Source organism: Chitinophaga sp., from assembly GCF_036566945.1.
In the GTDB taxonomy this organism is placed as follows: domain Bacteria; phylum Bacteroidota; class Bacteroidia; order Chitinophagales; family Chitinophagaceae; genus Chitinophaga.
On sequence record NZ_DATCVJ010000038.1, the window covers coordinates 1 to 16113 of the forward strand.

Annotated in this window: 11 protein-coding genes; 3 read left to right on the top strand and 8 right to left on the bottom strand. The window is 44.6% G+C overall.

Annotated features, from left to right (window positions below; translation table 11 throughout):
- Positions 1–53: 53 nt before the first annotated feature.
- Positions 54–2429, top strand: coding sequence for a ribonucleoside-diphosphate reductase subunit alpha (locus VIP81_RS01085; protein ID WP_331956627.1), 2376 nt, complete (start codon positions 54–56; stop codon positions 2427–2429).
- Positions 2430–2498: 69 nt separating this feature from the next.
- Here the strand turns inward: VIP81_RS01085 and VIP81_RS01090 are convergent, their stop codons facing one another.
- The 8 genes from VIP81_RS01090 to VIP81_RS01125 form a co-directional block, all read right to left on the bottom strand.
- Complete coding sequence (locus tag VIP81_RS01090; protein WP_331956628.1) at positions 2499–2921, bottom strand: hypothetical protein; 423 nt, start codon at positions 2919–2921, stop codon at positions 2499–2501.
- Positions 2896–3393: a Panacea domain-containing protein gene (locus tag VIP81_RS01095; protein ID WP_331956629.1), complete on the bottom strand. Its 498-nt coding sequence runs from the start codon at positions 3391–3393 to the stop codon at positions 2896–2898. Before VIP81_RS01095 ends, VIP81_RS01090 begins: the two co-directional genes overlap by 26 nt.
- A 453-nt stretch (positions 3394–3846) precedes the next feature.
- Positions 3847–5631, bottom strand: coding sequence for a RagB/SusD family nutrient uptake outer membrane protein (locus tag VIP81_RS01100; RefSeq protein ID WP_331956630.1), 1785 nt, complete (start codon positions 5629–5631; stop codon positions 3847–3849).
- Between the two features lie 25 nt (positions 5632–5656).
- Positions 5657–9043 (bottom strand): TonB-dependent receptor, encoded by a 3387-nt coding sequence (locus VIP81_RS01105; RefSeq protein ID WP_331956631.1) that lies wholly within the window; start codon positions 9041–9043, stop codon positions 5657–5659.
- A gap of 214 nt (positions 9044–9257) precedes the next feature.
- The gene (locus VIP81_RS01110) at positions 9258–10442 is read right to left on the bottom strand and encodes a FecR family protein (RefSeq protein WP_331956632.1); all 1185 of its coding nucleotides are present in this window, start codon (positions 10440–10442) and stop codon (positions 9258–9260) included.
- 76 nt (positions 10443–10518) lie between these two features.
- On the bottom strand, positions 10519–11103 hold the full coding sequence (locus VIP81_RS01115) for an RNA polymerase sigma factor (RefSeq protein ID WP_331956633.1): 585 nt from the start codon (positions 11101–11103) through the stop codon (positions 10519–10521).
- A gap of 95 nt (positions 11104–11198) precedes the next feature.
- Complete coding sequence (locus VIP81_RS01120) at positions 11199–12035, bottom strand: helix-turn-helix domain-containing protein (protein ID WP_331956634.1); 837 nt, start codon at positions 12033–12035, stop codon at positions 11199–11201.
- A gap of 10 nt (positions 12036–12045) precedes the next feature.
- Positions 12046–12654, bottom strand: coding sequence for an RNA methyltransferase (locus tag VIP81_RS01125; protein ID WP_331956635.1), 609 nt, complete (start codon positions 12652–12654; stop codon positions 12046–12048).
- Positions 12655–12797: 143 nt separating this feature from the next.
- Here VIP81_RS01125 and VIP81_RS01130 point away from each other — a divergent pair, with 143 nt between their 5' ends.
- Together VIP81_RS01130 and VIP81_RS01135 are read left to right on the top strand one after the other, a co-directional pair.
- Positions 12798–15497, top strand: coding sequence for an AsmA family protein (locus VIP81_RS01130; RefSeq protein ID WP_331956636.1), 2700 nt, complete (start codon positions 12798–12800; stop codon positions 15495–15497).
- 187 nt (positions 15498–15684) lie between these two features.
- Positions 15685–16068 carry an SdpI family protein gene (locus VIP81_RS01135; protein ID WP_331956637.1) on the top strand — a complete coding sequence of 128 codons (384 nt, stop codon included), beginning with the start codon at positions 15685–15687 and terminating at the stop codon, positions 16066–16068.
- The last annotated feature ends 45 nt before the right edge of the window (positions 16069–16113 follow it).

Sequence of the window (16113 nt, forward strand, 5' to 3'; positions counted from 1 at the left end):
CTCCTTTGGCTAATAGCTAACAACTAATAGCTAAAACCTAAATTCACAGACCCATGTTCGTAATTAAAAGAGATGGCAGGAAAGAAGCAGTGAAGTTTGATAAAATCACTGCCCGTATTGAAAAACTATGTTATGGTTTCAATACGGAATATGTAGATGCAATAGATGTAGCAAAAAAAGTAATACAAGGTTTGTATGATGGGGTAACCACCAGCGAACTGGACAACCTGGCTGCCGAAACAGCCGCCTCCCTTACCACGAAACATCCGGATTACGCACTGCTGGCTTCCCGCATAGCAGTAAGCAATCTGCATAAGAATACTATTAAGTCGTTTTCCAAAACGATGAAGAAGCTGTATGATTATATTGATCCTAAAACAGGTAAGTCAGCTGCTTTGCTGTCTGATGAAATCTGGGAGATCATTACTAAAAATGCAGACATCCTGGATTCAAGCATTATCTACGACCGCGACTTTGCGTTTGATTACTTCGGTTTCAAAACCCTGGAGCGTTCTTACCTGCTGAAAACAGATGGTAAAATACAGGAGCGTCCGCAACATATGCTGATGCGTGTTTCTGTAGGCATTCACAAAGAAGATATTGAGTCTGCCATCAAAACATACAACCTGATGAGTGAGCGCTGGTTTACGCATGCCACGCCTACCCTGTTCAACGCAGGCACTCCAAAACCACAGATGTCATCCTGCTTCCTGCTCACCATGCAGGACGACAGCATCGAAGGCATCTACGATACACTGAAACAAACGGCTAAAATTTCCCAGAGTGCCGGTGGTATCGGTTTAAGCATTCATAACATCCGTGCAACAGGATCTTACATCAGCGGAACCAACGGTACTTCCAATGGTATCATTCCTATGCTGCGCGTATTCAACGATACTGCACGCTACGTAGATCAGGGTGGTGGCAAGCGTAAAGGCGCTTTCGCGATCTACCTGGAACCATGGCATGCCGACATCTACGAATTCCTGGATCTGCGTAAGAACCATGGTAAAGAAGAGATGCGCGCCCGTGATCTGTTCTACGCCCTCTGGATGCCGGATCTGTTCATGCAACGTGTAGAAGCAAATGGCGACTGGTCATTGTTCTGCCCACACGAAGCACCAGGACTGCACGAATGCTGGGGAGAAGAATTTGAAGCATTGTATGCAAAATACGAACAGGAAGGCCGTGCCCGCAAAACCGTGAAAGCACAAGACCTCTGGTTTGCCATCCTGGATGCACAGATAGAAACCGGTAATCCATACCTGCTGTATAAAGATTCTGCCAACCGCAAATCCAATCAGCAAAACCTGGGCACCATCAAGAGTTCCAACCTGTGTACAGAAATCATCGAATACACCGATGCAAACGAAGTAGCCGTATGTAACCTGGCTTCCCTCGCATTGCCACGCTTTGTGATCGATGGTAAATTTGACCACGACAAATTATACGAAGTCACTTACCAGGCTACGCTGAACCTGAATAAAATCATCGACAACAACTACTACCCTATTGAAGAGGCCAGACGCAGCAACATGCGCCACCGCCCAGTAGGTTTAGGGGTACAAGGATTGGCCGATGCGTTTATCCTCATGCGGTATCCGTTTGAAAGCGATGAAGCGAAGAAACTGAACAGCGAAATATTTGAAACCATATATTTCGCCGGCTTAAACGCTTCCAACGACCTGGCTAAGAAAGACGGCGCCTACGAAACATTCCCGGGCTCCCCTGCTTCCAAAGGTATTCTGCAGTTTGATATGTGGAATGTAAAACCTTCCGCACGCTGGAACTGGGATAAACTGAAAAAGGCGATTGTAAAAGATGGTATCCGCAACTCCCTGTTGCTGGCACCAATGCCTACCGCCTCTACGTCCCAGATTCTCGGCAACAACGAGTGTTTTGAACCATACACTTCCAATATCTACACCCGTCGTGTACTGAGTGGTGAGTTTGTGATTGTGAACAAACACCTGCTGAAAGACCTGGTAGAACTGGGCCTGTGGGATAATGACATGAAGACCAAGATTATTTCGCAAAATGGTTCTATTCAGAACATTGCTGAAATACCTGCTAATATTAAAGAACTGTATAAAACAGTTTGGGAAATCAAACAACGTAACCTCATTGACATGGCAGCCGATCGCGGCGCGTTCATCTGCCAGTCTCAGTCACTGAACCTGTTTGTGGATACCCCAACGAATGCCAAACTTACCTCTATGCACTTTTACGCCTGGAAGAAAGGATTAAAAACCGGCATGTATTATCTGCGTACACAGGCTGCTACACAAGCAGTACAGTTTACCGTGGAAAAACAAGGAGGTCAGCAAATGCAACCAGTGGTGGCCGCCGGTGGCGACAGCGCAGAAGAAGAAATCATTGTGGGTGCAGTTTGCACCATGGAAGAAGGTTGCGTTACATGTAGTGCATAAGGGTTTATGTAAGTATAAATGCGAATCCCTGGCTGAATGGCCAGGGATTTTTTTGTGCGTAAAAGTATACTAATTTCTCTGGGAAGAAGGTTCGTCTATGATGTTGTACTTCTTAAAATATTTTCCTACAACGGAAATAAAAACAGTGCCGAAGATAATTCGTTCTATATCCTGATTTTCCTTATCTGTCAGCCAATGCCATCTTTCAGGAGACAAAAAATGAAAGGCTCTGATAAGAATCATCAAAATGATAATAGCACCAATGGCGTACATACCAATACAAACGAATCGGTGGATGTGAATACGATAATCCTCTCCTCTCACACCTTCCCTAAACTGGTGCTGAAGTTCCTGGTTAGCTAACCGATCCCGTAAATTATCAGGTGTATTTAGTGCCGAGTCAGAACGCGAAATAATATTGAGTTGTTCTTCACTGATAATAGTCATTTCCTCTTCCGGGATCCCATTAATTCCTGGCTGGCTGTTGTTCATTTGGCGTGCGCTGAATTTTTTGCAGATAGTGTTGCTGTATGAGATTATTTGGAATAATGGCTGCGCGAAGTTGTTTTCCGCCCATATCATTCCAGGTAATATCCCAGGGCGTTTCAGGCTGATGGGTCATGGCACTCAGTTGTACGCCGTCGTACTTCTTATACACGTCCCAAATTTTATTCAACAACGGAAAAGCAGCTGGATTGGGCAATGGATATTCATCTCCTACTTTTACCAGTTCTGTTATTTGTGAATTACCATAATGTTTAAAATCCCGGTAAATACTTTGAATAACAGGTCCATACTGCCATGCCTGAATGGCTTCATCCAGCAAAGCCTCATTATACAAAGCAAGATTCCATCCATGTGCGATATAGCATAGCTTAATCAGTTTCATGGGCGTAAGCTCATCTCCAGTATTTTGACTGGACTTAATAAAGAAATTAGCTATCTGGCGCGAACTATATGGCATGTTGTCAAAATTAGACATAAACTACCACTTTTTAAGGATATTAAAAAATCAAAATCAATATGATAATGCAAGTACAATGCGTTGAAATACCACTATTTATAGCGTTCCAAAAGTACTAGCCATTATCGCTCATTATACACCGTTTTATATCGGTATGTACTATGAGGATTTGATTTTTATTCCTTAATTAATAGCAGTCCGTCTCCGAAAAAAACATTCACCCAACAACGCATCCTACATTGTTAGCGTCTTAGTGATTACTACACCAGTAGTAATCTCGTAGCACAAAGATTAACGCCATTACCAGGCGTTAATCCATACATCGATGTTGCCAATACCACAAAGTGTTATCAATATCTATAACAGTGTATATCAAAATCCAGGCTATTAATCTCCCGAAAATAAAAATGCCGCCTCTTATGTAGATGCGGCATTTTTATTTTTAAAACGGCATTACTTCCATCCATCTGTTTGCGCAAGATTATTATTCAGCTGTATTTGTTCTAATGGTATCGGTTCCAGGTAGTACTTATCCAGCCAGCCCACCGGCACCGGATAAAACACCACCGATCCATTGCTATTCAATGTAATCGGCGTACCCGCACCGTAATCCGATACCTGCACTTTGGCGCCCAGCAATTGCTTATTGAAATACTCTCCCTTCTTCCATCTTTTTAAGTCATTAAAACGGAAACCATCTCCCATCAGCTCTACCCTCCTTTCTCTCCTGATTTCCCATAAAACCGGATCTATAGCAGCATCCCGCTTGTTATCGAAGGCGCCATTGATATCCGCTACCACCATATTGGGCAGTCCGGCTCTTGGACGTAATTTATTAATGGTCATATCAGCAATACCCTGATTAAATTGTCCCAGCTCCCACATCACTTCTGCATAGTTGAGCATCGTTTCCTCCACTCTGAAAATAGGAAAATCGGTAGTGGCTACACCCGTAGTACTTACATCGGTAAAAGTATTATACGGTTTGTAGTAATAATATCCGGTAGAAGTATTCATGAAGCCCTGCGCGCCGGCAGTTTTATCGTTCAGGAAGTGTGGCGCCCGGTACAGGTAATACCCAGCCCAGTTTGCCACAGGCAACCTTTTCCGGTTGGCATCATTACCCGGCAGCGTGGCCATGAAATCAATAAATTCATTGTCGTCCGGATTACTGGTACGGGTATACGTTGTTACCTGCCCAGCCGCAATCACCTTATAGGGAGGCAATGCGGTAAAGTATAATCTCCGGTCTCTTTTTCTGAACTCCGCATTCATCGTAGCATCACTGTAACCAGTAGTAGTAGAGGAAATGGGTTTACCATCTGCACAGAGATAACTTTCTACGGCGTCTTTTGATAAATCAGAACCCCAGGAAGAAGTACGTACATAACGCGCAGCATTGTGCCCCGCCTGACCTGCAATGTATTGACGTGCCAGGATAATACCCGGTTTGCCTACCAGTTCTTCCGAATTAAAAACATCATCATAACTGCCCATCACATTTGGGAAGGAAGCCAGTAACTTCTCTGAATAGGTTTTACAAGCAGTAAGATAAGTAGTTGCATCCGGCATATTCCGGTACTTACGCCAGGTGCCCTCAAACAATCCAAAACGCGATAATAAGGCCCTGACCGCATGTACATTAATGGTGTTAGCACCATCACCATCTGTTTTGATGTGCGACTCTGCCCATACCAGGTTATCCAGGATGTTTTTTGCTACCTGATCCCGGGGTGTTCTGGGACCATACAGCACGCTGGTGGAAGTGTCTGACACCTTATGCTCAATCCAGGGTACATCGCCATAGGCGGCCAGCAACTCGTAATATTTCATGGCCCGGAAAAAGTAGCCTACGCTCCTCCAATGATCTTTATCTGTCTGATTCATCGAAGACTGATCAATATTATCCAATGCAATGTTGACCCTGCGAATGAAGCTGAAATCCCACTGTGTACCAGAGGTCACCGCAGGGATGATCTTTAACTGAAACGCATAGGGTGATTTATTGGCAACGTTATAACCGTTTACAAAATTATCGGAATTGAATTCCCCTGCCGGCACATCAATGTCATAGTTAGGCAGGTATTCATAACAGCCCCACATATACGTTTTGAAATTATCAGCCGTTTTGAAGGAAGTAGCTTCCGTCATTTTATCCAGGGGTAATTTATCGAGATAGTCTTTATTACAGGCTGCTGTAGCCAGCAAAGACAGTAGTAGAAATGTATTTCTTTTCATTACACACATTTTAAATAATCAGTCATTAAAAGGAAGTATTAACACCGAAGGAGAACATTCGCATCATTGGGTAATTAATACCATAGCCTTTATCGTCGGTAGAAGTAGGATCTAAACCTTTAGGGAATTTGCTGAAAGTAAAGAGGTTCTCACCACTGAAAAATACCTGTAACCTGTTGAAGAAAATTCTTTTCAGCATGGATTCAGGCAAACTGTAAGCAAGACTCAAATTCTTGACACGCATATAGGCGGCATTGGTCATATACCTTGTCTGCACAAATTTGTTAATCGCAGAGTTACCCGCTGCTTTGGCATAAATACGTGCGTAATGTGCATCGGTATTAGTAGGTGTCCAGTAATTCAGTTCATGCTGGAATATCGTCCCAAACTCATAGTTATAAGGGAATGTGAGGTTGTTACTGATCCAGAGATCACGTTTACCTACGCCTGCCAGCACAAAAGAGAAGTTCCAGTTTTTATACCCAACGCCTCCATTGATACCATACTGCAGGGCGAGGCGGTTGTTACCTATAATGGACACATCGCCGTGGCTAGCCAGGGTATTCTGCCCGTTGGTAATCACACCATCACCGTCAAAGTCTTTATACAACACATCTCCGGCGTTAGGCGTTACGAGGTTTGAGCCATTTCTTATCTGTTTCGGTATACCAGACTTTATGACACCATTGTCGAAATCTGATTCCTGGTATAAGCGATCGGTGGTATATCCCCATATTTCGGCCATATCTCTTCCTACATAGTAGGTGCTCAACGATCCTGCTTTGTTATTATCGAATTTGGTAATTTTTGATTTGAAGTCATAGAGGTTAGCGGAGATGTAGTAGTTAAATTCTCCCACCTTATCTCTCCATTCCAGCAATAACTCATATCCCTGTGATTGGAGGTTGGCCGCGTTTTGCAGCGGAGCGCCGGTACCCAATACTGCCGGTAATTGAATCGCACTGGTCAACATATTTAATGTTTGTCTTCTGTACCAGTCGGCAGATACATTCAGGCGGTTATCCAGGAAGCCCGCATTGATACCAAAATTTAACGTCCTCACTGTTTCCCAGGTAAAATTAGGGCTTACCAATCCAGGCGTACTTAAAGTGGTGGGACGTGCACCACCTACCATCCAGCCGGTCAATACCGGATTCATTGCATCCAGGAAGCGATATGGATCAATGTCCTGGTTACCTACTTCTCCCAGGGAAGCTCTTAGTTTCAGCTCCGACAACACTGGCTTTAAGCGGCGCATGAAATTTTCTTCTGTTACGCGCCATCCGGCGGAAGCGGAAGGAAAGAATCCCCATCTGTGATTAGTCGGGAATTTAGAAGATCCATCCGATCTGCCGTTTACTTCCAGCAGGTATTTTCCTTTATAATCATAATTAATACGTCCAAAGAATCCTTGTACACTCCATTCCAGGTAATTGTCATCGGCGGTAAGATTACCTACAGCGGTGGAGATCGAGGGCAGATCAGCAGAAATCATCTGTGTCTTGTTTGCCCAGAGTGCTTCACTATGAAAATCATCCTGGTTATAGCCTGCCATCGCCGCGAAGTGATGGTCTTTGAAGGAGGTATTGTAGTTCGCGTAAACATTCAGGGTGCGGCGATCATCCGATTGGTTGGACTTATAGAAACCAGCGTTGTTTGGAGGTACTGTTGTCTTTACCACAAATTCAGAAATATCAGCGTAGTTAAAAGACTTGTTGTAACTGGTCACTGTTTCCCGCAGATTTTCATACAGGTATTCACCGGTAACAGTGAGTCCCTTTACTGGTTTGGCAATAACCTTTCCCATTAAGCGAATATCGTCAAACCGGTCTTTTGTAGGAACTGAATTGAGCAGGAGATTCTTGGGCGTTCCAGTGGGGTACAGCACACCACCGATAGTCATGGTATCCACAGTTGGTACGTAAGAAGGGCTATTGCTGGCAGTTCCCCACAACCAGCCACTGTTAGGATCTGATTTAAGAGAGTTATAATAGCTCGCATCCAGTTGTGTGGTCAACCACTTTGTAACATCTGTACTGAGATAAGATTTTACGTTATAACGTTTGTAGGAATCTGCATTGGACACCATGATACCATCTTCTTTTACGGTACCCAGGGAAATGCGGTAAGTTGTTTTTTCGGAACCTCCGCTTACAGCAAAATCATGCATCTGTTGAATACCTGCGTTGTCGAATAACTGGCCGATAACGTCTGACTGGGCCAGCTGGTATCTTACACCTGCATCCGTAGTATATCCCAATGGAAATTTAGAAGGATCTGCTTTGTAGTCATTCAGGAATTGCAGCCATTTATCCACGTTCTGACCTGTCCAGTAGGCGCCGTAGCCCATATCTTTATAGGCTTGAACGGTAGCGAGCGGACTGGCTGCCTTCGGGATAGAACTGGGGGTAGAAAAAGTAAAGTTGTTGTTATAATCGAATCTTGCCTTACTGTTTTTTGAGCCTTTCTTTGTGGTGATCAATATCACACCAAAAGCAGCGCGTGCGCCGTAGATAGCAGCGGAGCCTGCATCTTTCAATATGGTTACTGTTTCAATATCATTGGGATTCAGCAAATTCATGGGGCCGCTGAAAGGGATATTGTCCACAAGAATCAAAGGAGCACCATTACCGTTAATACTGGCAGTACCCCGAATATTGAAAGAAAACCCTCCACCCGGCTCACCAGTGCCTGAAGTTACCTGCAGCCCGGGTACAACGCCCTGTAATAACGTACCGGTAGTACTGGCAGGACGGTTACCGGCTATTTCATCCATCTTAACGGTATTCACGGAGCTGGTAAGATTGGTTTTCTTTTGTGTACCAAATCCTACTACTACGATCTCATCTATTTTTTTATCAGATGGTTTCAATACGATGTCGACATTGCCGGACTTGGTCACCGGAATTTCCATTGGATCGTACCCTACGAAGGTAATAACCAATGTACCTCCTTTGTCGGGGATATGTAGGGTGAAAGCGCCGGTAGCATCTGCTGCGGTTCCTTTGTTGGTACCTTTCAGCGAGATGGTGGCGCCGGGAAGTCCCATACCTTTCTCGTCGGTAATGCGCCCTCTGACAACGATATCGGCCAATACTTCCGCCGCATTGGGAGGCGTAGCCTTTTCTTTGATCACGATTGTTTTTTCGTAGATCTTATAATCAAACGGCTGCCCGATGAAACATAAGGCCAATGCCTTTTCCACCGGCATATCACGGATGGTAAGATCTACTTTGTTGGCGCGCTCCAACAAGTGGCTGTCGAACCAGAAATCGTAGCCTGTTTGCCTGGTGATAGACCGCAGGACTTTCTCCAATGAAATTTTATCTGCGGTAATTGTCACGTTCTGAGCGCTCGTTTTGGCGGACAATTGCAGGCAGACAGATAATAGGAATAACACTGTCAGTTTCATAATCAATAGCTTCTTTAGTAAAGACCATTGGCTGAATTCCCTTTTTTGAGAGGAATGCAAGAAAATCATACTTTTGTTTTTAGGCGTGTCAAAAAATGGCTTCTTACCAGGAAGCCGTGTTTGTGCGATCAAATACTTTGTGCATGCCGATACCAGGCCGGAGGTCTTACCAGGACTTCCGGCTTTATTTATACCTGTTTTTAGTGTCAGGATGCTACGGCAACACCGTTAACTTTTTACCTTCGAGCTGGAAGTTGATGCCATACAGCTCCATGATTTTTAATACGGCCGTCAGGCTTTTGTCTCGTGAAATTTTTACGGTGAAGAAGCGATTAGGTACTGCCCCCCGGTATACAATTTCCACATCATACCATCTTCCCAGTTGCTGCATAATAGATTTCAGGTCTTCATTGCTGAACTGAAATACATTTGTTTTCCAGGCAAGCGCTTCTTCCATATCAGCGTCCTGGTCTATCATCAACTGGCCATCTGGTGATGAAATGGCTTGCTGTCCGGCAGTCAGCGTTTTCATTGTTCCTGATGTATGCTGGCTGATCTGAATTTTTCCTTTTACTAAAGTTGTTTTGATGGTTGACTCCTCTTCGTATGATTTAATATTGAACGCGGTTCCTAATACCTTAATCTCCTGCCCCTTGCTTTTTACAATAAAAGGCTGCGATGCCGCAGCGGCTACCTCAAAGTAGGCTTCTCCGGAAACACTCACCACTCGCTCTTTTCCGGCAAAAGGTGCCTGAAATGAAATGGTGGATGCTACGTTTACCCATACCTGGCTGCCATCCGGCAGGGCGATGAGCAATGGTTTACTTCCCCTGGGAACGGTGATGGTATTGAGTTCCGGGGCGGCAGACCGGGAGTTGTATGCATATTCAATTTTATCCGGCGATAATTTCTGTGCTAGATTACTACCTGGTATAATATCGGCGCCCGTCTGTAAACTGTCTATATACACTCTTTTGCCATTGCCTAATGTTACATAAGCCCTGTTGGTGGCCGGCGATGGAATATCTATGTGCGCTTTCGGCGTAGTGGCGACTTCTGTAGGTACAGGTGTACGCCAGCGATAAACGAAATAAGTGGCTGCTCCTACCACCAATAAGCAAATACTGGCGGCATACAAGGCTATCCTGCGGTAGTTAGGCACCGAACGAACATTAGTCGTAGTATATTCCTGCAGTTGTTGCCAGATCCTTGTTTTGGTGTGATAGATGTCCTGTAACTCCTGCCTGACAACAGCTTCGTTGCGAAACTCTTCCATCAGGGCATAGTTTTCCTCGTTGGCATTCAACCACGTATCTAACTCTACCTGTTCTTCAACGGTGAGTTCCCCTGAAAGATATTTCAGAATGAGAGCTGTTATTTGTTCCTGTTCCGGCGGCATTCAGCGCGATTTAGTACTGGTTGTATGGTATAAACACCATTAACATTCAATTGTCCCGATTTTTTTTAATTTTTTTTTAGTGAGACAGAAAAATAAGGAGGTGCAATAATTCATTCTTTAACAATTTCGTGCGTAATTGTTTGATGGCTTCGGTTTTAAGATTCCTCACTGTTTTTTCGCTAATCCCTGTCTGGCCGGCAATTTCGGCATTCTTAAATCCTTTAAGACTCAATTGCAGGATGTTGGCCATTTTCCCTGGCAGCTTCTCGATTTCCAGGTACAGATGCTGATAAATTTCCTCCTTTATATTACTAAATGAATCCAGCGACAGCTGTTCATCTGACTGTTGTCTGGCTAATTCCTGGTGACGACGGGTCATGCGGTCTTCATCCCGCAAATGATTGAGACAGGCATTTCTGGCAATAGTATATAATAATGGGCTGATATTGGAATAAGTAGACAGACTACTGCGTTTATCCCATAGCTTTACAAAAGTTTCTAAAGTTATATCTTCCGCCACCTGCCGGTCTTCCACAAATTTCAGCGAAAAAGAGAACACCAACAGAAAGTAATAATTATACACTGTTTCAAATGCTCCTTTGTCATTATCGGACAATTGCCGGAGCAATACTATTTCATCAAATGGTAGGTAGGCAGACATTAATAATCAATCCTGTATCTGCGCTAATATAGTAAATGCCCATGTTCCAGACAATTATTCTTTCCGTGTGGCATCCGTCAACCGAACTGTCTTTTTCAGGAATAATGTTTTCCCGGCCCGGTGGTACAAAATTCTTTCCCGGCTATCTGTTTAATAAATATTTCCGGCGTAGTGCCCAGGAAATGATGAAAGTCTTTTATCAGATGACTCTGGTCATGATAGCCAAAATCGTGGATCAGATCATACCAATCGATCTCCTTACCCGGAGTATTTTCTATACGATGAATCACCTGTTTGAAACGGAGAAAACGCAACATCTCTTTGGGAGAATATCCTACATATTTTTTAAATCGTAACTGTATGGAACGTTCAGATAAATCAGCATCAGCAGCAATGGCTTTGGCTGGCTGTATGAGCGGGTCGTTAAAATAATCTGCGCCCTGCAACAGCGGTCTGGCGGCATCTTCCGCATCATGCATAAAAGTAACAATATAATCACTCAGTATCTGGATCCGTTCTTCCATACTGGTAGTCCTATACAGGATCTGCCACAATTCTTCGTAGCCTGCGGTAATAAGATGATGATGCAACTGCTCTCCATTCAGTTCATCTACCGGGGCCTGAAACAAACGATAAAACCCATCGAGATTAAATATTACTACCAGCAAATCGCCATCCGGCCCCATCTCGTAATTCAACATTTTCCGCAACGGACCCAATATCCCTATTTTATCTATTTGCTGCACTCCTAACGATTCCCCGGCAAAAGAAATATTTACCGGCGCACCGAAATTGAAGGTCAGCATCATTTCGTAGTGAGGCGACAGATGGTGGATAACAGGCAATTCATCGGCAGCTGTCTGCATCGCATACAAATGCTTCACGATATCTGATAGTGGCGGTTCTACCTCAAAACGTCTGCCTGTTGCCATAAAGAAAAAATTAATTCTCGTCGTCCTGCAAATCTTCTGCCTTAAAGCCCCACTCACTCAACAGCGTGTTATATTGTGCATCCGGTAATCCCTGTTGTTGGTAATGCCCTGCCAGTGTTTTCTGGCGCATGGCTTCGTAGATACTCACGGCGCATGCCACGGAGATATTCAGGGAGCGGATAATGCCCATCTGCGGGATAATAAAATTCCCATCCGCCATGGCTCTTACATTATCACTTACCCCATTCTGCTCATTACCAAACACTAATGCCACAGAGCCCGAGAAATCAATGTCATATAAGCTCACCGCATCGGCAGCCAGGTGAGTGGTCAATATCTTATCATAATGCTTACGCAGTTCGGTAAAACAATCTGCGGCATTATCAAAATCATGTATCGTAAGCCATTGTTTGGCACTGCTGCTGCTTCTGTGTCCCCAGTTCTTTATCCGTGGCGGTTTTGAGGTGATAATATAAATATCCTGTATCCCCACGGCATCGCATGTACGCATCACGGCGGCCACATTATGCGGGTCCTGTACATCCTCCAGCACCACTGTCAAGTTAGCCTGCCGCTTGTTAAGTACCGACAGTAATCGTTCTTTTCTTTCCGGTGTCATGCTGCAAAAATAGCAAAAAGCTAAAGGCAAAAAGCAAAAAGGCATTGTAGCGGATGGTTTTCGCATAAATCTCCCCGGCAATTGCTTTTTGCTTTCCGCTTTCTGCTTTCTGCTTATCTTCACCCCCAAATTAAAATGAACCTATGCTCAAAAAGATCCTAAAAATTGTGGGTATCACAATGGTGGTCTTGATAGTGGCCGCTTTTGCCGTACCCTATTTCTTCAAAGACAAGATCATCGCAAAAGTAAAAACGGAGCTGAACAACCAGCTCAATGCCAAAGTGGATTTTAAAGATGTGGATATCAGTGTATTCCGTCATTTTCCCCGGCTGGCCGTTGGCCTGGAAGACTTGCAGGTAGTAGGTATCGGTGAGTTTGCAGGCGATACCCTTCTCGCAGTAAAACAAATCGATGTAGCCCTTAATCTCATGAGTGTAATAAAGGGAGATAAGATGGATATCTATAACATCGCTCTTATACAACCACGGATACACGCTATCGTTAATAAAGACGGCGCCGCCAACTGGGATATTACCAAACCCGACACCACTGCGGCCACACCGGCCGATACCAGCAAAAGTAAATTTGCACTTCGCCTCCAACAATATAAAATTGAAGACGCATACATCAGCTATGATGACCGGCAGGGTAACATGGCTTTACTGGTGACCGGCTTAACACATTCCGGCACAGGCGATTTCACGCAAGACCAGTTTCTCCTGCAAACCAGCACCGTAGCGGACGGCATCACCTTCAGATATGGCCTGATCCCTTACTTGTCGCAGGTGAAAACCAAACTGGATGCCGCCATCCAGATAGATAATAACAGTAACACCTATACGTTTAAAGACGGTAAGGCAACGATCAATAACCTGGAACTGGCCCTGCAAGGGTTTTTCAAACTGGTAAATGATTCCACCTACGGCATGGATATGAGCTTTAAAGCTCCTTCTACTAATTTTAAAGACCTGTTATCATTAGTACCTGCCATCTACAAAACAGATTTTGATAAGATAAAAACCAGCGGTACTGCTGCTTTCGACGGATTCGTAAAAGGCAACTACTCCCCTGTGCAAATGCCTTCTTTCGGACTGGACCTGGCCGTGAAAGATGGCTTCTTCCAATATCCTGACCTGCCAAAACCAGTAAAAAATATCCAGATAGCTATGAAGATCAGCAACCCGGATGGGGTACCTGATCACACGGTGGTAGATATGCCTACCGGCCACCTGGAAATGGACAACACCCCACTGGATCTGCGCGTACTGGTTAAAACACCGGTCTCCGATCTGTACGTGGATGCTGCTGCCAAAGGAAAACTGGACCTGTCTAAAATTACCGAATTCGTAAAACTGGAAGCCGGTACCAACTTATCCGGTTTACTCGACGCGGATATCAGCGCCAAAGGCAATATGAGCGCGATCGAAAAACAACAATACGATCGCTTCTATGCCGCCGGCACCCTGCAACTGAGCAACATGCTCTACAAAAGCAAAGACTATCCCGATGGCGTAAAAGTGAATAATCTCTCGCTACAGTTTAACCCCAAAAACGTAACGGTAAAAGACCTCAACGGACAATACCTGGGCACCAACTTTGAAGCAAACGGAGAGGTGAATAACCTGCTCGCCTATACGTTAAAAAATGCACCACTCGATGGCAAATTCAATTTCAAAGCAGATGAAATAAACCTGGATAAATGGATGGGTACTACGCCCACTGCCGCCGATCCGGCTACTGCTAAAAAAGATTCCGCTGCCGCCATACCGTTTGCCGTTCCTGCCAACCTGGATATAGTGCTGGCCGCTAACGTCAATAAAATACATTACGACAAAGCCGATCTTACCAATGTAAGCGGCAACCTCCTGGTGAAAGATGAAACCGTGAACATGCAACAGCTGAAAGCCAACGCATTACAGGGTACCATGGAAATCAACGGCAGTTACAGCACCAAAGCCAGCAAAACCAATCCGGATATTAACCTGGCTTACGATGTGCAAAACCTCGACGTACAACAAACCTTCAACACCTTTAATACCGTACAAAAGTTAATGCCCATCGGGAAATTCCTTTCCGGAAAAATTAGTTCCCAGTTAACCATGCACGGTAAGTTAGGAAAGGACATGTCGCCCGACCTGAGTACCCTTACCGGTGATGGCAACCTGTTGCTGATACAGGGTTTCCTGAAACAGTTTGCACCGGTAGATCAACTGGCCAGTACCCTCAACGTGTCGCAACTGAAAGATATCTCCCTTCGTGATATTAAAAACTATTTCTCTTTTGAAAATGGCCGCGTAAAAATCAATCCGTTCAATGTAACGGTGGCCGGTATCAAAATGAATATCGGTGGTTCACATGGCTTTGACCAGTCGCTCGATTACACCCTGCAACTGGCATTACCCCGCAGTATGATGGGCTCCGCCGGTAACACCCTGGTGAATAACCTGGCCTCACAGGCGCAAAGCAAAGGCATCCCGGTAAACCTGGGCGACAGCGTACACCTGCAGGTGTTAATGGCTGGTAACATCCTTAAACCAAGCGTAAAAACAGACCTGCGCGAAACCGCCAACAGCCTGAAATCACAGGCCACTGAACTGGTAAAAAATAAAGTGGATTCGGTAAAAACAACGGTAAAAGATAGTCTTAACCAGATCAAAAATACCGCAGTGAATTCCCTGAAAAATGAATTAAAAAATCAGCTCAGCGGTAAGAAAGATTCTACACAAACCGCTGCCAACAAACCGCTGGATAATGTGAGTAAACAAGCCGGAGAGTCTGTAAAGAATACACTGAACGGACTGTTTAAGAAGAAAGCCAACAACACGGATACGACGAAGCATTAAAGAATTACGAATTACGAATTACGAATTACGAATTACGAATTACGAATTACGAATTACGAATTACGAATTTGCGGGAAGATAGTAAACGCGAAGATCAACGGCCGCTTGCATCTCCCCACAAATCCGTAATTCGTAATTCGTAATTCGTAATTTTTTCCGTACCTTATGGTAACCAAAACCCCGGACCATGTTGTTGCGATTCCTTCATACGACGTACTGCAATGCTGCGATCTTCGCCGGTGTACTATTCTTTCTGATGGGATATATTATTCACCGCTTCCCGCCTAAAAGCACCAAATCCTGGTATGGTTACCGCAGTTTCCTGTCTACCAAAACACCGGAAATGTGGCATTCTGCCAATGAATATGCCGCCTATATTTCCAGACGTGTAGGTGTTATTCTGCTGGCCACCGGTGTGGCCTGTGCACTGATATTTGAAAGCCAGTCGGACTGGTTCCTCTACATCACCGTGGGCGCAGTAGTAGCAGGTACCATGTACATGGTGGGCGATACAGAATGGCAGTTAACCCGGCATTTCGATAAAGATGGCAAACGTATTCTCCCGGAATAGCCACAAAAAAGGCGCTGCTCACGCAACGCCTCTCTGCATATGTAA